The sequence below is a fragment of the Mesorhizobium sp. WSM4845 genome (assembly GCF_055811455.1).
This window is the reverse complement of record NZ_JBVVQA010000001.1, coordinates 222233-245904: the sequence shown is the minus strand read 5'-3', so window position 1 is coordinate 245904 and position 23672 is coordinate 222233. Positions and strand designations below refer to the sequence as shown.

Here is a 23672-nt window from a genome sequence, read left to right as displayed (position 1 = left end):
AGAGACAAACCCAAGGTTGTCACGCAATGCTCGATCGCAATCGACAGCATCAAATTGCAGGCCCCGGACATGGCCAAGCCTTGTCTGCCGACCTGTATTATGACGGTGCGCAAAACTATAACCCCTATGGTCGCGATCACGCCGAGCAGGACGAGCGCTTCAATCCACTCAAACTGTTGTTTTACGCTGTCCAGTATCGGTGGCTGATACTGATGATGGTAGCGGGCGGACTTGTTGCTGGCGTCGTCGTAACCATGATGCAGACGCCAAAATATCGGGCGACAACGCAATTGGAAGTGCTGGTTCCTTCCGCCAAGGTGTTTCAGGACATTGAGGTGGTTTCTGAAACCAGCGACATGCGCGCCTTTCAAACCGCTCGGGAAAAGCTGAAGAGCCGGGCTTTGGCGCAGCGCGTGGTGTTCCAACTGGGGCTTAGCGAAAAGCCGGACTTCCTGTTCCCGACCCCGAATTTCTCGCCTAGCAACGTCTTCTATCGTGCGTTCGGAATTTCCAAATCGCCTTCCATAGAGGAGAAAACCCCGGAGGAACGTGAGGAAATTGCGATAGGTCGGGTTATGAATGACCTCACGGTCACTCTGGTCACGAACACAAGCCTGCTGTCGATTGCGTTTGTCGACCAGAGCCCGAAATATGCAAGTGATATAGCCAATCAAGTTGCGCAAAGTTTTATCGACCAGCGCCTCGATCAAACCAGCGAAACGTCCGACCTGGCGCGGCAATTCATCCAGGAACAGGTCTTGCAGGTAAAGCAAAAGCTTCAGAAGTCCGAAGAGGAACTCGTCGCCTATGCAAAGGATGCGGGCATCACGATAACCGGCGAAGAAAAATCGCTGATAGGGTCGAACATCGAGACTCTCAACACCGCGCTCGCGACAGCAATCCAGGAACGTCTCGATGCCGGACGGATGGTGGACCAGATAGACAAGGGCCGCGGATCGAGTCTCGGCCCAGTTCTGGAGAGCGAAGGTCTGCAGAAAATCACCGAGAAGCTGTCGGATTTGACCAGCCAGTACCAGCAGAAGTTGGGTATATTGAAGCCCGGTTTTCCAGAGATGCAGCAGCTTCAGGCGCAGATCAAGGAACTGCAGCGGCTTTATAACAACGGCGTTTTGACGATAACCGATTCACTGCGGCAGAAATACCAGGAGGCTCAGAACAAGGAAGCCGACCTTAAGTCAAAACTTGCCGAGATGGAGATGCAGCAAGTCATCTTCAACGATAAAAACATTAAATACACAATCTTGAAGCGAGAAGTTGATTCGAACCGCTCGCAATATGACAATTTGATTGCCAAGTTGAACGAGGTTGGCGTGAGCTCGGAGCTCAAGACACAAAGCGCTGCAATCGTCGATTTCGCGACGCTGCCCAATCGCCCTTATTCTCCACGATTGACCATCAATCTTGCGGTCGCTCTGGCTCTTTTCCTGGCGCTCAGCGCGTCAATTATTTACATCATCGAGTTGTTGAACAACACCTTCACCAATCCTGAGCAGATCGAAAAGGAACTGGGATTGGCGATGCTCGGCATCCTGCCGCTTGTCGATGACCGGGAACTCATAGCCAGCATCGCCGACCCAAAATCAGGACTGTCCGAGGCCTACCGTTCGCTTCGAACATCGCTTCAGTTTTCCGGGGCCGAAGGCGCGCCGCGATCGTTGCTGGTCACGAGTTCGGAACCCTCCGAGGGCAAGTCGACCACCTCGTTCAAGCTCGGACAGGATTTTGCCGCGCTCGGTGCCAGGGTTCTCATTGTCGACGGCGATCTTCGAAAACCCAACCTTCACCGGCTGTTTGGGCTCGACAACACGATTGGCCTGAGCAATCTCTTGACGAACACCGTCCGCAAGGAGGATCTGGCAAGCATTTTCAGGGCGACGAAATATCCCAATGTGACCGTCCTGACTTCCGGAACGATCCCGCCGAACCCCGCGGACCTGCTCTCTTCACCAAAGATGGCGCTGATCATCACCAATCTCGGCAAGCGCTTCGACCTTGTCATAATCGATGCCCCGCCGGTCGTCGGCCTTTCAGATGCGCCCATCCTCAGCCGGCTTGCCGAGGGCACATTGATGGTCATTTCTACCAACCAGGTCACGCGCAAGTCGGCGAAGACAGCGTTGAAGCGCTTGCGGGCCGCCGGCGCGAATGTGGTCGGAGCCGCGATGTCGAAGTTTGCAGTGAACAAGTTCGATTACAACTACGCCTACAAATACATGAACTACCAGTATTACGACTATGGCACCCCGAAGCTTGAGGGCAAAGTCGATGATGGAGCAGACCAGCCCGCTTATGCAAAATCTCCGGCGTTCAGGCGTTTGGTTCGCCGCATCCGTTCTGGTGTTGGCGGCTTCGTCGATCGGGCTAAGTCGGTTTCTTGAAACCGAAACGCCAACCGTTTCCCTCGCGCTGGATCCGTTGAACGTCAATGCCTTGATAGGCGAGATTACTCACGACCTGAACGATACAAGCAATGCTTCCGATCTCGAGGCCATGCTTGCCAAGCTCGAAAGCGCGCTTCGCTTTGACCTTGCGGACGCACGTCTGTACAGCCTGATCGGCGAGATCAAGTACCGGAAGGGTGAAAAAGATCAGGCCTATGAGTTTTTCGATCAAGCTCGAAATTTATCCAAGACCGAAATCCTCGCGCTCCAGAGGTCAATAGGCCGCTCCATCGAAATAGGCGATCTGTCCGGGGCCGTCCGCGAGATCGATATTTTGCTGCGGCGATGGCCAGATCAATTTCCTGATATCGCCGAGGGGCTGCCGACAATCCTCTCGAATCCCGATGGATATCAGGCTGTGCTGGCAGCCATCAGGGCCGCGGCGCCCTGGAGGTCCAATCTGTTGGTCACGCTGGGGAAAACCCCCGACGGGCTCGATTTCGCAAATCGGTTGCTGCTCGATTTGACTGGGTCAAGTGCGCCACCAAACTCGAGCGAGGTGTCCTATCTGATCCACAGCTATTTTGGTCAGAAAAAATATGAACAAGCGTATCGGTTGTTTCTTTTCAGTCTGTCCGATCAAGAACGGAAATTGGGCGGATACATTTTCAACAGCGCATTTGAGCCTCTATCCAGCGGCAAACCTTTTGATTGGCAGGTCGGCGATCAGTCGGGTCTCGAAGTTACGCTTGCAACGGCTCAAAATGCGGTTGAAGGTGAGGGGGGGGCGACGGTCCGCTTCCTGAATACGCCGGTCAAGAACGCAGCGCTTCAGCAGTATATCCAACTGCCTCCTGGCTCCTACAAGGTTTCTCTGGCTGCGTCTGCAAGAAACCTGAAGCTTCCAAAGGAGTTGTTCTGGTCGATCAGGTGTGTGGGGCCTGCTGGCGAAATAGCGCGGTTCCATATACCGGACGGTACATACAATCGCCAGGCGCTCAGTCAGGAGTTTTCGGTTGGGCCGACTGGGTGCCCCATGCAATTATTGAAGCTGGAAACTGCCGCCATTGCCGAGAGCTGGCGCTTTCGCTATGTCGGCACATTGGTAATGCACAAATTGAGCATCGAGAGACTTTCATCTTGAGCGACCGGCCATCGGAATGGGATAAATATCTCCTCGGATCGGTTCTGTTTATAGCGCTGCTGATCGGCGGCGGCACTGCAAGCGGGCTTTACACGGACACGCTGATCGAGGTTGCGGCAATTGTCTCGGCAGCGGCGGTCTTTTCACAGGCCTCTGGCCAAAGGACCCCCCATTCTGTTCTGTGGCTGCTTGTCTTCGCTGTGGCGCTGGCAGTTCTGCAGATCATTCCGTTGCCTGCGGCGATATTCAGCGGATTGCGACCGGAACTGCTGCTCGCAGACTCCGAGCTTGTAGGGGAATCCCAATTTCGTTTCGTCAGTGTCGGCGTTGGACGGACGATCGAATGTCTGTTGTTTCTGGTAGCGTTGGCGGCGTTTTTTTTGAGCGTTTTGCGTTTGCGTGCCGAGCAAGTCCCTGCGCTTCTGCCGTTCTTTTTTATGGGTGTTATCTGCAACGGCTTAGCGGGCGCGATTCAATATTCGCTCTCGGACGACATTGCCATAAAGGGATTGTTGCCGTTCACGATAAATGCCGGGCTTTTTGCCAACGAGAATCATTTTGCAGCATTGCTTTTCGTGTCTATCCCCATCGTCGTTTATTATGGTCTGTTCCGAGGACATCTTTTGTCGGGATCGCTCGGGCTGGCCACGCTTTTGCTGCTCCTTTTGGCTGTCGGTTCGCGTGCCGGCGTTCTGATCGGATTAGCGATCACCGTGCTGTCCATAGTCTTTCTTTCAACGCGTTCCAGGGTGAGTGGACTCAGCATCGTTGCCGTTTTCATAGCACTTTCAGTGTTTACGATAGGCGCATGGACGAAGATCGAGGCCGAAGCGATTGACCCGGATTTCGGGCGAGGAGAGATTGCTCGCACCACCATTGAGGGGATCAAAGAGAATTGGGCAACCGGCGTTGGGTTTGGAAATTTTCAAAAGGCCTACCAGATATATGAAAAGGAAGGGATGATTTTCAGGCAATATGTAAATCATGCTCACAACGAGTATCTTGAAATCGCTTTCGAAGGCGGAGTTCTTGCTGTTCTATTGATGGCGCTTTATTTCGTGATTCTTTTCATGGCGCTTGCTAGAGTTCGTCGCGATCCCCTTCAAAAGGCGGCGTTTCTCTCCGTGTTTTTTCTTCTCATTCATTCACTCGTCGATTATCCGTTGCGGACCGAGGCGCTTGCAATGACGTTTGCCTTTATGAACGCTATTATCTTCCACAAAGGATTTGCAGCCCGCCAGAAGAGTGAATTGATCGAGATCGACCACAACGGTGAAAAATTACTTGTTCCCATCGGAACGCCGTCCTAGCGCCTCTTGGCGACGGCCCTGCGATCTGGGCAGGAATTTCCGGGTTCTGGTCCCTGCGTGGAAAATTCATTCTCGAACCACTCCAGCGCAGGTCTGTCTTGCATTGTTATAGATAATGGCGATCTGCTAGAACGCCTGCACGAAAACCAGAAGTGAAGCTTGATCCGGGCCGCTGAAAAATTGCGCCTGATGCATCGATGCAAGATCCGGCCGGCACGAGAGAACGCTTAAAGTCCATGAACATCGCGCTTACGCATCTGCAGCGGCTTGAAGCCGAATCCATCCATATCTTTCGCGAGGTTGCGGCGACCTTCGCCAAGCCGGTGATGCTCTATTCGGTCGGCAAGGATTCCTCCGTGCTGATGCATCTTGCGATGAAGGCGTTTTATCCGGCCAAGCCGCCCTTTCCCTTTCTCCACGTCGACACAACCTGGAAATTCCGCGAGATGATCGCCTTTCGCGATCAGATGGCGCAAAAGCTCGGCTTCGATCTCCTGGTGCATGTCAACGGCGATGGTGTGCGCGACAATATCAATCCCTTCGATCATGGCTCCAACACCCATACGCATGTGATGAAGACCGTGGCGCTACGCCAGGCGCTCGACAAATACGGCTTCGATGCAGCCTTCGGCGGGGCGCGACGCGACGAGGAGAAATCGCGCGCCAAGGAGCGGATCTTCTCTTTTCGCAATGCCCAACACGTCTGGGATCCGAAGAACCAGCGGCCGGAGATGTGGAAGATATTCAACACCCGCATCGCGACCGGTGAATCGATCCGGGTGTTTCCGTTGTCGAACTGGACCGAACTCGATATCTGGCAGTATATTCTCCAGGAAGACATCCCGATCGTGCCGCTCTACTTCGCCAAGGAGCGACCGGTCGTCGAACGCGACGGCATGCTCATTCTGAAGGATGACGACCGTATGGAACTGCGTCCCGGCGAGACGGTTGAGAACCGGCTGGTGCGGTTCCGCACGCTCGGCTGCTATCCGCTGACCGGCGCGATCGAATCGGACGCCGACACGCTGGAGGCCATTGTCGGCGAAATGCTCACGGCGCGCACCTCCGAACGGCAGGGCCGCCTGATCGACCGTGATGAAGCCGGCTCGATGGAAAAAAAGAAGCGCGAGGGGTATTTCTGAGCATGCGCCACATGACGGCCGAGAGCCTCGCCCCCACCGACGGCATTCGCGATTATCTGGCGGTGCAGGAACAAAAATCGCTGCTGCGCTTCCTGACCTGCGGTTCGGTGGACGACGGCAAGTCGACGCTGATCGGGCGCCTGCTTTCGGACACCAAGCAGATTTTCGAAGACCAGCTTGCTGCGCTCGAGCGTGATTCGCGCAAGCATGGGACCACGGGCGACGACGTCGATTTCGCTCTGCTGGTCGATGGCCTCGAGGCCGAGCGCGAGCAGGGCATCACCATCGATGTCGCCTATCGCTTTTTCGCCACGCCAAAACGTAAATTCATCGTTGCCGATACGCCTGGCCACGAACAATACACGCGCAACATGGCGACGGGCGCGTCGACCGCCGATCTGGCCATCGTTCTGATCGACGCCCGGCAAGGCGTGCTGCGCCAGACAAGGCGCCACTCGATCATCGCCTCGCTGCTCGGCATCCGGCACATTGTGCTCGCCGTCAACAAGATCGACCTCGTCGGCTTCGACAAGACGGTGTTCGAACGAATCATCGAGGACTATCGGCAATTTTCGCACAAGCTTGGCTTCGAGACGATCGTGCCCATCCCGATGTCTGCCCGTTACGGCGACAACGTCACCAGCCGCTCGGATAAGACGACGTGGTATTCCGGCCCGACGCTGATCGAACATCTGGAAGCCGTGTCAGTCGATGAAGCCGTTGTCGAACTGCCGTTCCGTTTTCCGGTGCAGTATGTGAACCGCCCCAATCTCGATTTTCGCGGTTTTGCCGGCACGATTGCGTCCGGCTCCGTCTCACCAGGCGACGAGGTCGTTGTCGCCAAATCCGGCAAGTCCGCTCATGTCAGGCGCATCGTCTCGCATGGCGGCGATCTGAGCCAGGCGGTCGCCGGCCAGGCCATCACCCTTGTTCTCGACGACGAGGTCGAGGTCTCGCGCGGCAACATGCTGGTGTCGCCGGCGGCGCGGCCGCAGGTCGCCGACCAGTTCGCCGCCAACATCGTCTGGTTCGACGAGCACGCGCTGCTGCCGGGCCGCTCCTATATCCTGCGGACCGAGACCGATCAGACCAGCGCTACCGTCACCGACCTGAAATACCGCGTCAACGTCAACGATTTTGCCCATGAGGCGGCCAAGTCGCTAGAAATGAACGAGGTCGGCATTTGCAACATCTCGACGCGGGCGCCGATTGCCTTCGATACGTTCGCCGAGAACCGCACGACCGGCGCCTTCATCCTGATCGACCGCATCACCAACGCCACGGTCGGCGCCGGCATGATCCTGCATTCGCTGCGCCGCGCCGAAAACATCCACTGGCAATCGCTCGATGTCGGCAAGCACGGCCGCGCCGATCTGAAGAACCAGCGGCCTGCCGTGTTCTGGTTCACCGGGCTCTCGGGGTCGGGCAAGTCGACCATCGCCAACCTTTTCGAGAAGAAGCTGTTCGCCACCGGCCGCCACACCTACATCCTGGACGGCGATAATGTCCGCCACGGGCTCAATCGCGATCTTGGCTTCACCGACGCCGATCGCGTCGAAAACATTCGCCGCGTGGCCGAAGTGGCGCGCCTGATGGCCGATGCCGGGCTGATCGTCATTGTTTCCTTCATTTCGCCATTCAGCGCCGAAAGGCGCATGGCCAGGGAGTTGATGGCCAACGGTGAATTCGTCGAGGTGTTTGTCGACACACCTTTTGAGGAATGCGCCAGACGCGATCCGAAGGGTCTCTATGCGCGGGCATTGAATGGCGAAATCAAGAATTTCACCGGCGTCGATTCACCGTATGAAGCCCCGGAAAATCCCGAAATCCATCTCAAGACACTCGGCAAGTCTGCCGAGGAGATGGTAGAGGCCCTGGAACTCTGGCTGAACGAGCGCGACATTGCCGAAAACCAATACGATAGCGGCGGCGGTATCTGACGACAAAGCGATGCTCGGGGTGTTCGAGCGCCTTGCCCTGGCGGCGGGGCGAGAGGTGATGCGTGTTTTTGATGCCGGCTGCGCGGTCGACCAGAAATCAGACAACTCGCCAGTGACCGAAGCCGATCGCGAGAGCGAAAAGATCATTCTCGCCGGGCTGCGCGCCGCCTTCGCCGATATCCCTTGCGTGGCTGAGGAAGAGGCATCGGCCGGCATCGTGCCGCCGGACCTCGACGACGCCTTCTTCCTGGTGGACCCACTCGACGGCACCAAGGAATTCGTCAACCGCAGGACCGACTTCACCGTCAACATCGCGCTCGTTCGCCACGGCGTGCCGGAGATCGGTGTGGTCTTTGCGCCATGCACCGGACGCTTCTTTTCCGGCCGGCCGGGCAGGGCGGAAGCAATCGATATCAATGGCGATTACCAGATCATTGGCCGTCGGCCGATTTCGGCCAGAACGGGCGTGGCGCCACTGACCGTCGTCGCCAGCCGGTCCCACAACACGCCCGAGACCGAAGCCTATATCCGCACGGTGGGCGCTGCCGAGATCGTCTCGGTCGGCTCGTCGCTGAAATTCTGTCTTGTCGCCAGCGCCGAGGCCGACGTCTATCCGCGCTTCGGCCGCACCATGGAATGGGACACCGCGGCGGGTGACGCGGTGCTGCGCGCCGCAGGCGGGATGACGCGCTCGCTCGATGGTCAGCCGCTGGCCTACGGCAAGCGCAACCAGAGCGATGACGTGGATTTTGCCAATCCGCATTTCATCGCCAGCGGGAAGAGCGCGGGCCAGTAATCTCCCCCTCAAGGGGGAGATCGCGCGCCTACGCGGCGGCGATTTGCGCCGAATTCGAGCCGATATAGTTCCGAATGGTCTCGATGATCCGGTCCTGGTCGGCCTCGCTCAGATAGGGATGCATGGGCAGGCACAGGATACGCTTCGGCAGCTCCTCAGAAACGGCAAGACCTGTCGGCGTGCGCGGATGGTCGCGGTAGGCGATCTGGCTGTGCAGCGGCTTCACATAATAGATCACCGACGGGATGCCTTTTTCGCCGAGATGCGCCTTCAGCCCGTCGCGCTTCGGCGTCTCGATGGCATATTGCGCCCAGGCCGAACGGCCGCCGTCCAGGTTGCGCGCCGCCTTGACGATATCGCCGAGGCCTTTGGCATACCGTTTGGCGACCGCTTGCCGGGCAACCATCTCGTCTTCAAGAATGGCCAGCTTCTCGATCAGGATCGCCGCCTGCAGAGTGTCGAGCCGCGAATTGATGCCGACGCGGACATTGTCATATTGGGTTTCGCCCTTGCCGTGGAAGGCGAACGAGCGAAGTTGCTCGGCCAGCGCATCGTCATTGGTGAACATCGCGCCGCCGTCGCCATAGCAGCCGAGCGGTTTTGCCGGGTAGAAGCTGGTCGAGCCGACCGCGCCGAACGAACCCAGCATCTTGCCGTCGCTCGAGCCGCCGATCGCCTGGGCGGCATCTTCGATCACCATCAGCCCTTCGCGGTTGGCGATGGCCATGATCGCCTCGTAATCGGCGGCGAGCCCGAACAGGTCGACGGGGATGATCGCTCTTGGCTTCAGCCGGCCTTCCGCCTTGATCATGGCGATGGCGGCTTCGAGGCTGGCGATGTCGATATTGTAGGTCTGCGGATCGACATCGACGAAAACCGGCTCGGCCTTGGCCAGCGCCACCACTTCCGCCGTGGCGGCGAAGGTGAAGCTCGGCACGAACACCGCGTCACCTGGACCGATGCCGGCCGCAAACAGCGGCAGCAGCAGTGCGTCGGTCCCGTTGGCGCAGGCTACGACATGCTTGGTGCCGACATAGGCAGCGAGCTTGTTTTCGAATTCGGTGACCTCAGGTCCGAGAATGTAGCGACCCTCGTCGACGACGCGGTCGATGGCGGCTTTCAGCCTGTCGCGGATTCGTTCGCGCTGCGCGCCTAGATCGATGAACTGCATGTCGGCCTCAGAACGGGGACTAGCCAGATAACCGGCCGCTGGTATCAGACTTGGCGCGGCCGAGAAAGCTGCACGGACCAATCGACGAATTGCTCAAATGTCGCAGCCTGTTACCTCTCAGTCCGACAGGTCCCTATCAGACGCCGGAAAATCCGGGGCTTTGTTGCGCACGACACGGCCTTCGTGTCGCACGCGCTCGGCTGGGCGAAACATAAAGTGATCGATGTTAGCGCATCCTCAGCGCATCGCCGTCCAATCAGGCGATTTCATGCCGCCAGGGCGGATTGGCGCCGGCCCGCGACACGGTTACCGCCGCAGCCTTGGCGCCAAGCGCCAGCGCCTTGTGGATGGCGTCGTCCGACAGATTGGCGATCGCCTCCTTCGACAGCAGGCCTTGCTCGTGCAGCGAGGCCAGGATGCCGGCGTTGAACGTGTCGCCGGCGCCGACCGTATCGACCACCTCGACCTTGTCCGGCACGACCGTGACCTTGTGATCCCTGGTGTAGCCGATGGCGCCTTCGCTGCCATGGGTGACGACGATCAGCGTCGGACCGCGCTCCAGCCAGTTGCGGACGACGTCCTCGTGCGAGCCGGCTTCGCCGAACCAGTTGAGGTCCTCGTCCGACAGTTTCACAATGTCGGCCATGGCCATCATCGAGCGGATGCGTCTGAGATGCCTGGCCTTGTCCGCTATGAAATTCGGCCGGATGTTGGGGTCGAGCATCATGACGCGATGGCTGTGCTCGCGCCGCATGAATTCCTCATAGGCGGATCCGGCCGGCTCCGAGATCAGGCTGATTGCGCCGAACAGCATGGCTTCAATCTCGCTGCCGAGTTTCGGCAGATCGTCGATGGTCAGCATCCGCCCGGCTGTGTTTTCGTCGTAGAACGTGTAGGTCGCCTGGCCGTTGTCCAGCCGCACGAAGGCGAGCGTGGTCGGCCGGGGCGATGTGTGCGCATAGGTGAAACTGACTTGGCTTGCCCTCAGCGCGTCCTTGAACTGGCTGCCGAACAGATCCGTCGACAGGCCTGAAAAGAAACCGGCGGGCGCTCCCAGCCGGCCAAGCGCTATTGCCGTGTTGAAGACCGCGCCGCCGACATAAGGGGCAAAGGCCGGCTCGCCCTCAGTCGTGGTGCGTGGCAGCATGTCGATCAGGGCTTCGCCGCAACAGAGGATCATGATTTCCTGGTCTCCGGCGGATAGATCACACCCTTGCGGATGATGATGTTGGCGTAGAGCCGCGGCTCGCTTGTCGCGACGATCGCGTGTGCGGATCTGACCCGTTGATAGAAGTCGGCGCCGGCAAGCGCAACCACCTTGCGGCCCGGAGCACGCCTGGCGCAGATCGCCTCCATCTCGTGATGAACGGGATCGGCAAGCAGGGGATCACCTTTGACCGAGGCGCGAAACAGCGCCTCTGGCACTGCGTCATCGACAGGCAATACGCTGAGGATGGCGTCGAGCATCGGAGCAAGATGATGACCGTCGGCGCGGATGAGCCGGTGTGCCTGTTCCTTCGCCGGGTAGTTTCCGTCGACAAGGGCGATCTCGTCGCCATGGCCCATGGCACGCATCATCGCCAGAAGCTCCGGGCCGAGCAGGGCCGGGATTCCGATCAGCATTCAGGTGCTCCTGGAAATCGTGGTCGAACCGATGAGGAAGCGCTCGGAAAGCGGCAGGCTGGCACCGCCCAGGGCACGTGCATGAATGCCGACAGTCCCCTCGCGCACGGCCGGAAGCTTCAGCCCTTCACCGTCGATCTTGCCGATAGCATCGATAACGGCATCGACGAGCCGGCGCCGCACGGCCTTCGGCATCCATCCGTCGATCACCGCCGCCTCGAAATCGATAACCGATGACGCCGCCACGATGGCATAGGCGAGCGCCTGCGAGGCGCAGGCGATCCAATCGTCGAGCTCGACACCGATTTCGCCCCAATCCTCCGGTGACGTCCACAGATGTGAGGCTTCGACGCCGCGCGCGTTGAGTGCCTTTTCCAGCATGGCGATCGACGCCACGCCGATCAATTGGGTCGGCTTGCCATCCGGTCCAGGCACCGGCATCGAACCCAGCGCGCCGGCATTGCCGGTCGGTCCGCCGAAAAGGTGACCGTTCAGCACGATGCCGCCGCCGGCGAAGGCACCGATATAGAAATAGACGAAGTCGCGTGCCGTGCCCGCTTTGCCGAACACCAGTTCGGCGCCGCAGGCAGAGGTGGCGTCATTTTGCAGGTAGACCGGGAATTCGCACTGTGCCTGGATGTCGGCGCGGATGTCTCGGTGGCGCCATTCGTCCATGACGTCGCGCGGCGCACCTGCCGTATCGGCCCAGCTCCACAATTCGAACGGCATGGCGATGCCAAGTCCGGCAATGCGCTTGTCCTGCGCCGGGGTGAGTTCGCCGCGCATCGTCTTCATGCCGGAGGTGACGAACCCGACCGTCTCGCGCGGTGCCGGATAGCGGTAGGAATGCTGCAGCATCGAGCGCACATTGCCGAGAAAATCGATCAGCACGAGTTCGGCGCTGCGGCGGCCGATCTTCAGGCCGATGAAATAGGCGCCATCGGGATTGAGCGCCATCGGAATGGAAGGTTGGCCGATCTTGCCGCGCAGCGGCGCCTGGCGGACAAGAAGGTTGTCCTCCTCGAGCTCGCGCATGATGACCGAAACGGTTTGGGCCGAAAGTCCGGTCATGCGCGCAATGTCGGACTTCGCCAGGCTGCCGTGCTGACGCACCAGCGACAGCACCAGCCGCTCATTGTGGTCCCGCATGCCGCTCTGGTTGGTGCCGCGGTGAATGCGGCTTTTGGCTGCCTCGGGCGAACCGTGCCTTGGTATGCCGGTCTCCACCCCTTCTCCTCCCGTCGTTTCCCTAATGCTTTTGGCCAGAATGAGTGACCGACGCCACGCTGTCAATAATAAATAAGAGTGATTTAATTATTGACAGGAACCTTAGTCTGGTATTCTCTTGGGGCAAGCGTCCACGCCGGGAGAAGTTGCTGGATGCTCATGCGATGCCGGTTGGCCGGCATCCGAACTGGTTCCACTGGGAGGAATATCGTGACCAAGACAGCACTGCTAAGATCCACCGTTTTTGCCGCGGCCGGACTGGGCCTGATGGCGTTCACCTCGGCTGCGTCCGCCGCCGATGTCGGCGCCTGCCTGATCACCAAGACCGACACCAACCCGTTCTTCGTCAAGATGAAGGAAGGCGCGAGCGCCAAGGCCAAGGAACTCGGCGTCGAACTCAAAGCCTATGCCGGCAAGATCGACGGCGACAGCGAAAGCCAGGTGGCGGCGATCGAAAGCTGCATCGCCGACGGCGCCAAGGGCATCCTGATCACCGCGTCGGACACCAAGGGCATCGTCCCGGCGGTGAAGAAGGCACGTGACGCCGGTCTGCTCGTGATCGCGCTCGACACGCCGCTTGATCCGCTCGACGCCGCCGACGCGACCTTTGCGACCGACAATCTGGAGGCCGGCAAGCTGATCGGTGCCTGGGCCGCAGCGACGCTCGGCGACAAGGCGAAGGATGCCAGGATCGGCTTCCTCGACCTGACGCCCTCGCAGCCGACGGTCGACGTTTTGCGCGATCAGGGCTTCATGATGGGCTACGGTATCGACGTGAAGGACCCCAACAAGATCGGCGATGAGGATGATCCGCGTATCGTCGGCCACGACGTCACCAACGGCAACGAGGAAGGCGGCCGCAAGGCGATGGAGAACCTCCTCCAGAAGGACCCCGGCATCAACGTCATCCACACCATCAACGAGCCGGCAGCCGTCGGCGCCTACCAGGCGCTCAAGGCCGTGGGCCTCGAAGGCAATGTGCTGATCGTGTCGGTCGATGGCGGCTGCCCCGGCGTGAAGTCGGTCGCCGAGGGCGTGATCGGTGCGACCTCACAGCAATATCCGCTGCAGATGGCGGCACTCGGCATCGAAGCGATCGCCGCTTACGCCAAGGACGGGACCAAGCCCAAGCCGACGGAAGGCAAGGATTTCTTCGACACCGGCGTCAACCTCGTGACCGACAAGCCCGCGGAGGGCGTGAAGTCCATCGACACCAAGGAAGGCCTCGCCAAGTGCTGGGGCTGATGCCGGTCTGACAGGCGACAGACCGAAGCGGCCAGGGGCTTGATCCCCGGCCGCTTCGGGTGGACGATGCGGAAATCGCAAGCGCGAACAATTCCGGCGGCAGATCGGGAACGGTTGGAAGGGCTTCGGCGCGTGGCTGAAACCTCATGGGAGGAAACATGTCTCAGGTTCAGGAATTCGAAAAGGCTCTCGCGAACAGCGAGACAAGCGTTGCTGCTTTTGACGAGCACGGCACGTCGCTCGTCAAGCGCATCCAGCATTTCCTGCATTCCACTCCGGCTGCGGTGCCGCTGATCGTGCTGGTCTTGTCGATCGCTGTCTTCGGCGCCACGATCGGAGGGCGGTTCTTTTCGTCCTATACGCTGACGCTGATCCTGCAGCAGATCGCCATCGTCGGTATTCTCGGAGCCGCGCAGACGCTGGTCATCCTGACAGCCGGCATCGACCTGTCAATCGGCGTGATCATGGTGATTTCGGCCGTGATCATGGGCAATTGCGCGGTCACCTACGGCCTGCCGACCTTGCTTGCCGTGGTGATCGGGCTTGCCGCCGGCGCGGCCTGCGGGCTGCTCAACGGGGTGCTGGTCGCCTACATGAAGCTGCCGCCCTTCATCGTCACGCTCGGCACCTGGAACATCGTCATGGCCACGAACTTCATCTATTCGGCCAATGAGACGATCCGTGACGCCGACGTCGACGTCCAAGCGCCGCTGTTGCATCTGTTTGGCCTGAACTTCAAGGTCGGCACGGCGGTGCTGACGTTCGGCGTCATTGCCATGGTCGTGCTGGTGCTGTTCTTGTGGTACGTGCTCAATCACACGGCATGGGGCCGTCATGTCTACGCCGTCGGCGACGATCCGGAGGCGGCGAAGCTGTCGGGCATCCAGACCAAGAAGGTGCTGATCTCGGTCTACACGCTTGCCGGGCTGATCGCCGCTTTCGCTGCCTGGGTCTCCATCGGCCGCAACGGCTCGATCTCGCCGTCCGCTGCCGTCACCGACTACAATTTGCAGGCGATCACCGCGACGGTGATCGGCGGCATTTCCCTCTTCGGCGGGCGCGGCTCTATTCTGGGCACGCTGTTCGGCGCGATGATCGTCGGCGTCGTTTCGATGGGCCTCAACATGCTGGGCGCCGATCCGCAATGGAAAGTGCTGCTCACCGGTGTGCTGATCATCGGCGCCGTGGCGATCGACCAGTGGATCAGAAAGGTTTCGGTGTAACCATGACCCAGGAGCCCATCCTCACCGCGCGCGGCCTCGTCAAGCGCTACGGCCGCGTCACCGCACTGAACAGCTGCGACTTCGATCTCTATCCGGGAGAGATCCTGGCCGTGATCGGCGACAATGGAGCCGGCAAGTCGACGCTGATCAAGGCGATCTCGGGCGCCGTTGTCCCGGACGAGGGGATCATCGAGTTGGACGGCAAGCAGGTGCTCTTCAAGTCGCCCATCGAAGCCCGCGAAGCCGGCATCGAAACCGTCTACCAGAACCTGGCGCTGTCGCCGGCGCTGTCGATCGCCGACAACATGTTCCTCGGTCGCGAGATCCGCAAACCGGGTTTTCTGGGCGACTGGCTGCGCATGCTCGACCGCCCGGCAATGGAAAAGCGCGCCCGCGACAAGCTCACCGAACTTGGCCTGATGACCATCCAGAACATCAGCCAGGCCGTGGAAACGCTCTCGGGCGGCCAACGCCAGGGCGTGGCGGTGGCGCGCGCCGCCGCCTTCGGCTCGAAGATGGTCATCATGGATGAGCCGACGGCGGCGTTAGGCGTCAAGGAGAGCCGCCGCGTGCTCGAACTGATCCTCGACGTGAAGAAGCGCGGCCTGCCGATCGTGCTGATCTCCCACAACATGCCGCATGTCTTCGAGGTGGCCGACCGCATTCACATCCATCGGCTGGGCCGTCGCCTCTGTGTCATCGATCCCAAGCAATATACGATGTCTGACGCCGTCGCCTTCATGACCGGAGCGAAGCTTCCGCCGGAGGCGGCACTGGCGGCCTGATGCATGTCGCCCAAAGCAAGGTGCCTCGCGAGGCCCAAACGCGACGCACTTCAAGCTGCTAAACTGCCGCAGGGTAAGCTTCCCCGCGGCAATCTAACTCGATTGAACGCTTAACAATATGAGCTAGCATGGGCTGGGAGGAATGGTGAAAGCCGGTATGATCTTGGCAACCGCACAAGAGGCAGCATGACGCACGCGATAACGACCGAAGCTCCCATTCTCGAAAACTCCGATCCCAAGGCGCTTGCCGAGGAAGTCTTGAAGGCCCTCAAATACAGGCTCGGCAAGGGGACCAGCGTCGCGACGCAATATGACTGGCTCACCGCCTCGATCAAGGTCGTGCGCGACCATATCGTCGATCATTGGATGCAGGCGACGCAAGAGGCCTACGCCCATCAGGAAAAGCGCGTCTATTACCTCTCCCTGGAATTCCTCATCGGTCGCCTGATGCGCGACGCCTTCTCCAATCTCGGGCTGATGGACAATATGCGCGAAGCGCTGCGGTCTCTCGGCGTCGACCTTGACCTCATCGCCGCCCTTGAACCAGATGCAGCGCTTGGCAATGGTGGTCTCGGCCGGCTCGCCGCCTGCTTCATGGAAAGCATGGCAACCGTCGGCATCCCCGCGCATGGCTATGGCATTCGCTACGCCAACGGCATGTTTCGTCAGGAAATCCATGACGGCTGGCAGGTTGAGCTGCCCGAGACCTGGCTCGATCACGGCAACCCCTGGGAGTTCGAGCGGCGCGAACGCGCCTTCGAGGTCGGCTTCGGCGGCTCGGTGGATTCGATCACCTCGAAGGACGGCAGGCTTGAGCGCCACGTCTGGAAACCGATCGAACACGTTCTGGCGGTTGCCTACGATACGCCGGTGGTTGGCTGGCGGGCCAACCGCGTCAACACGCTGCGGCTCTGGTCCGGCATGCCGATCGATCCGATACTGCTCGACAAGTTCAACGCCGGCGATCACATCGGTGCGCTCGCCGAAAGCAACAAGGCCGATGCCTTGTCGCGCGTCCTTTACCCTGCTGATTCCCACAAGGCCGGTCAGGAGCTGCGGCTCAGGCAAGAGTATTTCTTTTCTACCGCATCGTTGCAGGACATCATTCAGCGTCATCTCAGCCAGTATGGCGACCTGCAGTCGCTGCCCGACAAAGCGGCGATCCATCTGAACGATACCCATCCGGCCATTGCGGTGGCCGAGCTGCTGCGCCTGTTGATGGATGTCCACGGCATGGATTTCGACCAGGCCTGGAGCATCACCAAGCGGACCTTCGGCTATACCAATCATACGCTGCTCCCCGAAGCGCTCGAAAGCTGGCCGGTGCCGCTGTTCGAGCGGCTGTTGCCGCGCCACATGCAGATCGTCTACGCCATCAACGCCGAAGTGCTGCTGGAGGCGCGCGCCTCCGAGCAGTTTTCTGACGAGCAGATCAGCCAGATCTCGCTGATACAGGAAAACGGCGAGCGCCGGGTGCGCATGGGCAATCTGGCCTTTGTCGGCTCGCACTCGATCAACGGCGTCTCTGCCCTTCACACCGAGCTGATGAAGGAAACGGTGTTTGCCGAGCTCCACCGGCTCTACCCCGACCGCATCAACAACAAGACCAACGGCATCACGCCGCGGCGCTGGCTGATCCAGTGCAATCCCGGTCTCACCGCGCTTACCCGCGAAGCGATCGGCGACCGCTTCCTCGACGATATAGACGCGATCAAGGAGCTCGATGCCTTTGCTGACGACGCCGCCTTCCGCGACAAGTTCGCCGCAGTCAAGCGGGCGAACAAGGCCAAGCTTGCCAATCTCGTCGCCGACCGCCTCGGCATCAGGATTGATCCCTCGGCGTTGTTCGACATCCAGATCAAGCGCATCCACGAATACAAGCGCCAGCTCCTGAACATCCTCGAAACAGTCGCGCTCTACGACCAGATCCGCTCCCATCCCGAGCGCAACTGGATGCCGCGCGTCAAGTTCTTCGGCGGCAAGGCGGCGCCCAGCTATCACAATGCCAAGCTGATCATCAAGCTCGCCAACGACGTCGCCAAAGTCATCAACCGCGACCCGGCCGTTCGCGGCTTGCTCAAAGTGGTGTTCGTGCCGAACTACAATGTCAGCCTGGCCGAGATCATGATGCCGGCCGCCGATCTTTCGGAGCAGATATCGACCGCCGGGATGGAAGCCTCCGGCACCGGCAACATGAAGTTCGCGCTGAACGGTGCGCTGACCATCGGCACGCTCGACGGCGCCAATGTCGAGATCAAGGAATGCGTCGGCGACGACAACATCTTCATTTTCGGCCTGACCACCGAAGAGGTCGCCGAGCGGCGCAGCAACGGCTACGATCCGCGAACGGTGATCGAAGCCTCTCCCGAACTGGCGCAGGCCGTGGCCGCCGTTTCGACGGGCGTCTTTTCGCCTGACGATCCGGAACGCTATCGCGACCTGATGAACGGCCTCTATCAGAGCGACTGGTTCATGGTCGCTGCGGATTTCGATGCCTACGCGTCAACCCAGCGCGATGTCGACGCCGTCTGGCGCGACAGCCCGGATTGGTACGCCAAGGCAATCCGCAATGTCGCCCGCGTCGGCTGGTTCTCGTCCGATCGCACGATCCGCCAATATGCGAAAGAAATCTGGAACGTGCCCGTCTGATATGATTGCATGAGGCCACGAACAACGTGGTCCGGGGAGGGTCACTGCCTGATGAGGAAGCCGCGCGCGACCGCTGCGACAAGCGGGCCGGATGGACTGGCGTCAGCCGGCGATGTCGCGGCAATTGTCGCCGGCACGCATGGTGATCCTTTCGCTGTCCTCGGTGTGCATGAGGTCGACAAGGGCTTTGTCGCCCGCTGCTTCGTCCCTCATGCCGAGTTCGTCACTGCCTATACGCTGACCGGCAAGAACGCCGGCGAACTCTCCAGGCGCGACGAAGGCGGCTTCTTCGAGGGCAACCTGTCGCTCAGAAAGCGTCAGCCGCTGCGCTATCACGCGCGCAATGCCGGCGGTGACTGGTGGCTGACCGATCCCTATTCGTTCGGTCCGGTACTGGGTCCGCTGGACGACTATTACATCGCCGAAGGTTCGCACCTCAGGCTGTTCGACAAGCTCGGGGCGCATCTCATCGATCACGAGGGTGCATCCGGCGTGCATTTCGCCGTCTGGGCGCCCAATGCAAGGCGCGTTTCGGTGGTCGGCGACTTCAACGAATGGGACGGCCGCAGGCATACGATGCGCGTCCGCCGCGACACCGGTATCTGGGAGTTGTTCATCCCCGACATCGGCGCCGGACGGCCATACAAATACGAGATCATCGGGCCCGATGGCGTGAGGCTGCCGCTGAAGGCCGATCCGTTCGCTTTCAAGTCCGAACTGCGCCCGGCCACCGCTTCGGTGACGGCGCTTCCGCCGGCGCATCAATGGGGTGACGAAGCGCACCGCAATTTCTGGCGCAACGCCGATCCCAGGCGCGAGGCGGTGTCGATCTACGAGGTCCACGCCGGCTCGTGGCAGCTTCACGACGACGGCAGCTTCCTGTCATGGGACGAGCTTGCCAACCGGCTGATCCCGTATGTCGTCGACACGGGTTTCACCCATATCGAATTCATGCCGATCTCCGAACATCCCTATGACCCGTCCTGGGGCTACCAGACGACGGGCCTCTACGCGCCGTCGGCCCGCTTCGGCGATCCGGAGGGTTTTGCCCGGTTCGTCGACGGCGCCCACCGCGCCGGCATCGGCGTCATCCTGGACTGGGTGCCGGCGCATTTTCCGGTGGACGCGCATGGCCTGGCCAATTTCGACGGCACCGCTCTCTATGAGCATGCCGACCCGCGCAAGGGCTTCCATCCCGACTGGAACACCGCGATCTACAATTTCGGCCGGCGCGAGGTGGTCTCGTTCCTGGTCAACAACGCACTGTTTTGGGCCGAGAAATACCATGTCGACGGTTTGCGCGTCGATGCCGTCGCCTCGATGCTCTACCTCGACTATTCGCGCAAGGCCGGCGAATGGATTCCCAACGAAAAAGGCGGGCGCGAAAACCTCGAGGCGGTCAGTTTCCTCCAGAGGATGAACAAGGAAGTCTACGGCCAGCATCCGGGTGTGATGACGATCGCCGAGGAATCGACCTCATGGCCAAAAGTCTCGCAGCCGGTGCATGAGGGCGGGCTGGGTTTCGGCTTCAAGTGGAACATGGGGTTCATGCACGACACGCTGGAGTATTTCTCCAAGGAGCCGATTTTTCGCAAGCATCACCACGGCGACATCACCTTCGGTCTGGTCTACGCCTTCTCAGAGAATTTCGTGCTGCCGCTCTCCCATGACGAGGTCGTGCACGGCAAGGGGACGCTGCTTGGCAAGATGGCCGGCGACGACTGGCAGAAATTCGCGACGCTGCGCGCCTACTACGCCTTTATGTGGGGCTACCCCGGCAAGAAGCTGTTGTTCATGGGGCAGGAATTCGCCCAGCGCCGCGAGTGGAGCGAGGCGCGCGCACTCGACTGGAACCTGCTCGATTTCCAGGCCCACCGCGGCGTCTGGCAGACGGTACGCGATCTCAACTATCTCTACCGCTCACGCCCGGCGTTGCATGCGCGCGATTGCGAGCCGGAGGGCTTTTCCTGGCTGATCGTCGACGACAGCGCCAACTCGGTCTTTGCGTGGCTGCGCAGCGCACCGGGCGGAGCCCCGGTCGCCGTCATCTCCAATTTTACGCCGGTGCCGCGCGACAATTACCGCGTGCCGTTGCCAATGGCTGGAAGATGGCGCGAGATCATCAACACGGACGCCTCCGACTATGGCGGTTCCGGCAAGGGCAATGACGGTGCCGTCGAGGCTCGGAAGGAAGCAGGAGGCATCTCGGCGACGGTGCTGTTGCCGCCGCTGTCGACGATCATGCTCGAATTTGCTCCGGACTAGGCCATGTCTCGCAGCGCGTAACTTGGGAGGATAAGAATGGCAGAGATAAAACGGACCCAGCCGCTGGCGCGCGATGCCATGGCCTATGTTCTGGCCGGCGGCCGTGGCAGCCGCCTCAAGGAATTGACCGACCGGCGCGCCAAGCCGGCGGTCTATTTCGGCGGCAAGACGCGCATCATCGATTTTGCGCTCTCCAATGCGCTCAATTCCGGTATTCGCCGCCTCGGCGTGGCCACCCAGTACAAGGCGCACTCGCTGATCCGCCACCTGCAGCGCGGCTGGAACTTCCTGCGGCCCGAGCGCAACGAGAGCTTCGATATCCTGCCGGCCAGTCAGCGCGTATCGGAAACGCAATGGTATGAGGGCACGGCCGATGCCGTCTACCAGAACATCGACATCATCGAGGCCTACGGGCCCGAATACATGGTCATCCTGGCCGGCGATCACATCTACAAGATGGACTATGAGCTGATGCTTCGCCAGCATGTCGACGCCGGCGCCGACGTCACCGTCGGCTGCCTCGAAGTGCCGCGCATGGAGGCAACAGGCTTCGGCGTCATGCATGTCGACAAGAAGGACACCATCATCTCCTTCATCGAGAAGCCCGCCGATCCGCCCGGCATTCCCGACAAGCCGGATTTTGCCCTGGCCTCGATGGGCATCTACGTGTTCAAGACCAAGTTCCTGATGGAGCAGCTGCGCCGCGACGCGGCCGAACCGGGCTCAAGCCGTGACTTCGGCAAGGACATCATCCCCTATGTCGTCGAGCACGGCAAGGCGATCGCCCATCGCTTCGCCAAATCCTGCGTGCGCTCGACCGCCGAGAACGAAGCCTACTGGCGCGATGTCGGGACCGTCGACGCCTATTGGGAAGCCAATATCGACCTCACCGACATCACGCCCGAGCTCGACCTCTATGACCGCGACTGGCCGATCTGGACCTATGCCGAGCTGAAGCCTCCGGCGAAGTTCGTGCATGACGAGGATGGCCGCCGTGGCTCGGCGGTATCCTCGCTGGTCTCGGGCGATTGCATCGTCTCAGGCGCGTCGCTGAAGCGAAGCCTGATCTTCACCGGCGCGCGCATTAACTCCTATTCGACGCTCGAGGACGTCGTCATGCTGCCCGACTGCCAGGTCGGCCGCAGCGCGAGATTGAAGCGCGTGGTGATCGATCATGGCGTCAGGATTCCCGAAGGGCTCGTGGTCGGCGAGGATCCCGTCCTCGACGCCAAGCGCTTCCGCGTTTCCGAAAAGGGCATCTGCCTCGTCACGCAGGCCATGATCGACAAACTGGGACTGTCGTGAATGCAGGTCCTGTCGGTCACGCCCGAAATATTCCCTCTGATCAAGACTGGCGGGCTTGCCGACGTGACCGGCGCGTTGCCCATCGCGCTCGCCGGCAAGGGCGTGGCAATGCGCACGCTTGTTCCCGGCTATCCCCAGATCATGGATGCCTTCAAGAAGAAAAAACCCGTTCACCACTATCCGCTGCTGCAAGGCGGCAAGTCTTCGGTCCATGCCGTCCAGATCGCCGGGCTCGACCTGTTCGTGCTCGACGCGCCGCATCTGTTCGATCGCCCCGGCGGCCCCTATGGCAATGCCACCGGCGCCGACTGGCCGGACAATTGGCGGCGTTTCGCGGCCCTGAGCCAGGTTGGCGGCGACATCGCCGGCGGCGCCGTCTCGGGCTACCAGCCGGACATCGTCCATGCCCATGACTGGCAATCGGCGATGACGCTGGCCTATATGCGCTACGGCAAGGCGGTTGGCACGCCGTCGATGATCACCGTCCACAATCTGGCTTTCCAGGGCCAGTTCGGCGCCGGCATCTTTGGCGAACTCGGCTTGCCGGCGGCGGCCATGGCACTCGACGGCGTCGAATATTATGGCGGCGTCGGTTTCCTCAAGGCTGGCCTGCAGGCCGCCTGGGCCATCACCACAGTCAGCCCGACCTATGCGCAGGAGATCCGCTCGCCGGAATTCGGCATGGGGCTCGATGGCCTCATCAACATGCGGTCCGTTGATCTCTATGGCATCGTCAACGGCATCGACACCGCGATATGGAACCCTGAAACCGACAAGCATCTGGTCTCCAACTACACGGCCAAGACGTTGAAGGCGCGGCACCCCAACCGGACCGCCGTCGAGGATCGTTTCAACCTTGACCGCGACGACAGTCCGATCGTCTGCGTGATCAGCCGGCTCACCTGGCAGAAGGGAATTGACATACTGGCAACGGTCGTCGACGGGATTGTTGCGAGGGGTGCCCGCCTGGCGATCCTGGGGTCGGGCGACGCCGGCCTCGAAGGCGCGCTGCTGGCCGCCGCCGCCCGCCATCGCGGTCGCATCGGCGTCGTCGTCGGTTATGACGAGGCGCTTTCCCACACCATGCAGGGCGGCTGTGACGCAATCATCATCCCGTCGCGCTTCGAGCCTTGCGGACTGACGCAGCTTTACGGCCTGCGCTATGGCTGCGTGCCGGTCGTCGCCCGCACCGGCGGTCTTGCCGACACCGTCATCGACGCCAATGAAGCGGCGATTTCGGCAGGTGTGGCGACCGGCTTCCAGTTCGCACCCGCCGATGCCGGCGCCTTGCTGCACGCCATCCGTCGGCTGGTCGCGGCGCACGCCAACCCTGCAATCTGGACGTCGATGCAGCGGCAAGGCATGAAGGCGGATGTGTCGTGGGATAAAAGCGCAGAAAAATACCTCGAACTCTATCGCTTGCTGCTTTCGAAAAGGGCTTGACG

General features: G+C 60.6%; 17 protein-coding genes. 13 read left to right on the top strand and 4 right to left on the bottom strand.

From position 1 onward, the window contains the following. Positions 1-26: 26 nt before the first annotated feature. The 6 genes from AC0L2C_RS01090 (at position 27) to cysQ (ending at position 8734) form a co-directional block, all read left to right on the top strand. On the top strand, positions 27-2399 hold the full coding sequence (locus AC0L2C_RS01090) for a GumC family protein (RefSeq protein WP_473522499.1): 2373 nt from the start codon (positions 27-29) through the stop codon (positions 2397-2399). After that, on the top strand, positions 2287-3546 hold the full coding sequence (locus AC0L2C_RS01085) for a tetratricopeptide repeat protein (protein WP_473522498.1): 1260 nt from the start codon (positions 2287-2289) through the stop codon (positions 3544-3546). Before AC0L2C_RS01090 ends, AC0L2C_RS01085 begins: the two co-directional genes overlap by 113 nt. Next, a complete protein-coding gene (locus AC0L2C_RS01080) occupies positions 3543-4856 on the top strand; it encodes an O-antigen ligase family protein (protein ID WP_473522497.1) in 1314 nt (437 codons plus the stop codon). The genes AC0L2C_RS01085 and AC0L2C_RS01080 overlap by 4 nt, the downstream gene beginning before the upstream one ends. 236 nt (positions 4857-5092) lie before the next feature. Further along, positions 5093-5998 (top strand): sulfate adenylyltransferase subunit CysD, encoded by a 906-nt coding sequence (gene cysD, locus AC0L2C_RS01075; protein ID WP_287061411.1) that lies wholly within the window; start codon positions 5093-5095, stop codon positions 5996-5998. Between the two features lie 2 nt (positions 5999-6000). After that, positions 6001-7938, top strand: a complete 1938-nt coding sequence (gene cysN, locus AC0L2C_RS01070; protein WP_473522496.1) for a sulfate adenylyltransferase subunit CysN — start codon at positions 6001-6003, stop codon at positions 7936-7938. Between the two features lie 10 nt (positions 7939-7948). Then, positions 7949-8734 (top strand): 3'(2'),5'-bisphosphate nucleotidase CysQ, encoded by a 786-nt coding sequence (cysQ, locus tag AC0L2C_RS01065; RefSeq protein WP_473522604.1) that lies wholly within the window; start codon positions 7949-7951, stop codon positions 8732-8734. Positions 8735-8762: 28 nt separating this feature from the next. Here cysQ and AC0L2C_RS01060 read toward each other — a convergent pair whose 3' ends face one another. The 4 genes from AC0L2C_RS01060 to AC0L2C_RS01045 form a co-directional block, all read right to left on the bottom strand. Next, a complete protein-coding gene (locus tag AC0L2C_RS01060) occupies positions 8763-9905 on the bottom strand; it encodes a DegT/DnrJ/EryC1/StrS family aminotransferase (protein ID WP_473522495.1) in 1143 nt (380 codons plus the stop codon). A gap of 256 nt (positions 9906-10161) precedes the next feature. Continuing rightward, positions 10162-11085: a carbohydrate kinase family protein gene (locus AC0L2C_RS01055; protein WP_473522494.1), complete on the bottom strand. Its 924-nt coding sequence runs from the start codon at positions 11083-11085 to the stop codon at positions 10162-10164. Beyond that, the gene (locus tag AC0L2C_RS01050) at positions 11082-11528 is read right to left on the bottom strand and encodes an RbsD/FucU family protein (RefSeq protein WP_473522493.1); all 447 of its coding nucleotides are present in this window, start codon (positions 11526-11528) and stop codon (positions 11082-11084) included. Before AC0L2C_RS01050 ends, AC0L2C_RS01055 begins: the two co-directional genes overlap by 4 nt. Continuing rightward, positions 11529-12755: an ROK family transcriptional regulator gene (locus AC0L2C_RS01045; protein ID WP_287244942.1), complete on the bottom strand. Its 1227-nt coding sequence runs from the start codon at positions 12753-12755 to the stop codon at positions 11529-11531. A gap of 267 nt (positions 12756-13022) precedes the next feature. On the opposite strand from AC0L2C_RS01045, the gene AC0L2C_RS01040 reads away from it, so the two are divergent. The 7 genes from AC0L2C_RS01040 to glgA all read left to right on the top strand — a co-directional run bounded on the left by AC0L2C_RS01040 (position 13023) and on the right by glgA (position 23670). Further along, a complete protein-coding gene (locus tag AC0L2C_RS01040; protein WP_236388945.1) occupies positions 13023-14000 on the top strand; it encodes a sugar ABC transporter substrate-binding protein in 978 nt (325 codons plus the stop codon). 158 nt (positions 14001-14158) lie between these two features. Further along, entirely contained in the window at positions 14159-15223 is a 1065-nt protein-coding gene (locus tag AC0L2C_RS01035) for an ABC transporter permease (protein ID WP_287071173.1), read from the top strand. 2 nt (positions 15224-15225) lie between these two features. Continuing rightward, a complete protein-coding gene (locus AC0L2C_RS01030) occupies positions 15226-16008 on the top strand; it encodes an ATP-binding cassette domain-containing protein (protein ID WP_023802796.1) in 783 nt (260 codons plus the stop codon). A gap of 186 nt (positions 16009-16194) precedes the next feature. Next, a complete protein-coding gene (locus AC0L2C_RS01025; protein WP_128167622.1) occupies positions 16195-18657 on the top strand; it encodes a glycogen/starch/alpha-glucan phosphorylase in 2463 nt (820 codons plus the stop codon). A gap of 51 nt (positions 18658-18708) precedes the next feature. After that, entirely contained in the window at positions 18709-20922 is a 2214-nt protein-coding gene (gene glgB, locus AC0L2C_RS01020) for a 1,4-alpha-glucan branching protein GlgB (RefSeq protein WP_473522492.1), read from the top strand. A gap of 36 nt (positions 20923-20958) precedes the next feature. Continuing rightward, on the top strand, positions 20959-22227 hold the full coding sequence (gene glgC, locus AC0L2C_RS01015; RefSeq protein WP_287237021.1) for a glucose-1-phosphate adenylyltransferase: 1269 nt from the start codon (positions 20959-20961) through the stop codon (positions 22225-22227). Then, entirely contained in the window at positions 22228-23670 is a 1443-nt protein-coding gene (gene glgA / locus AC0L2C_RS01010) for a glycogen synthase GlgA (protein WP_473522491.1), read from the top strand. Positions 23671-23672: the final 2 nt, after the last annotated feature.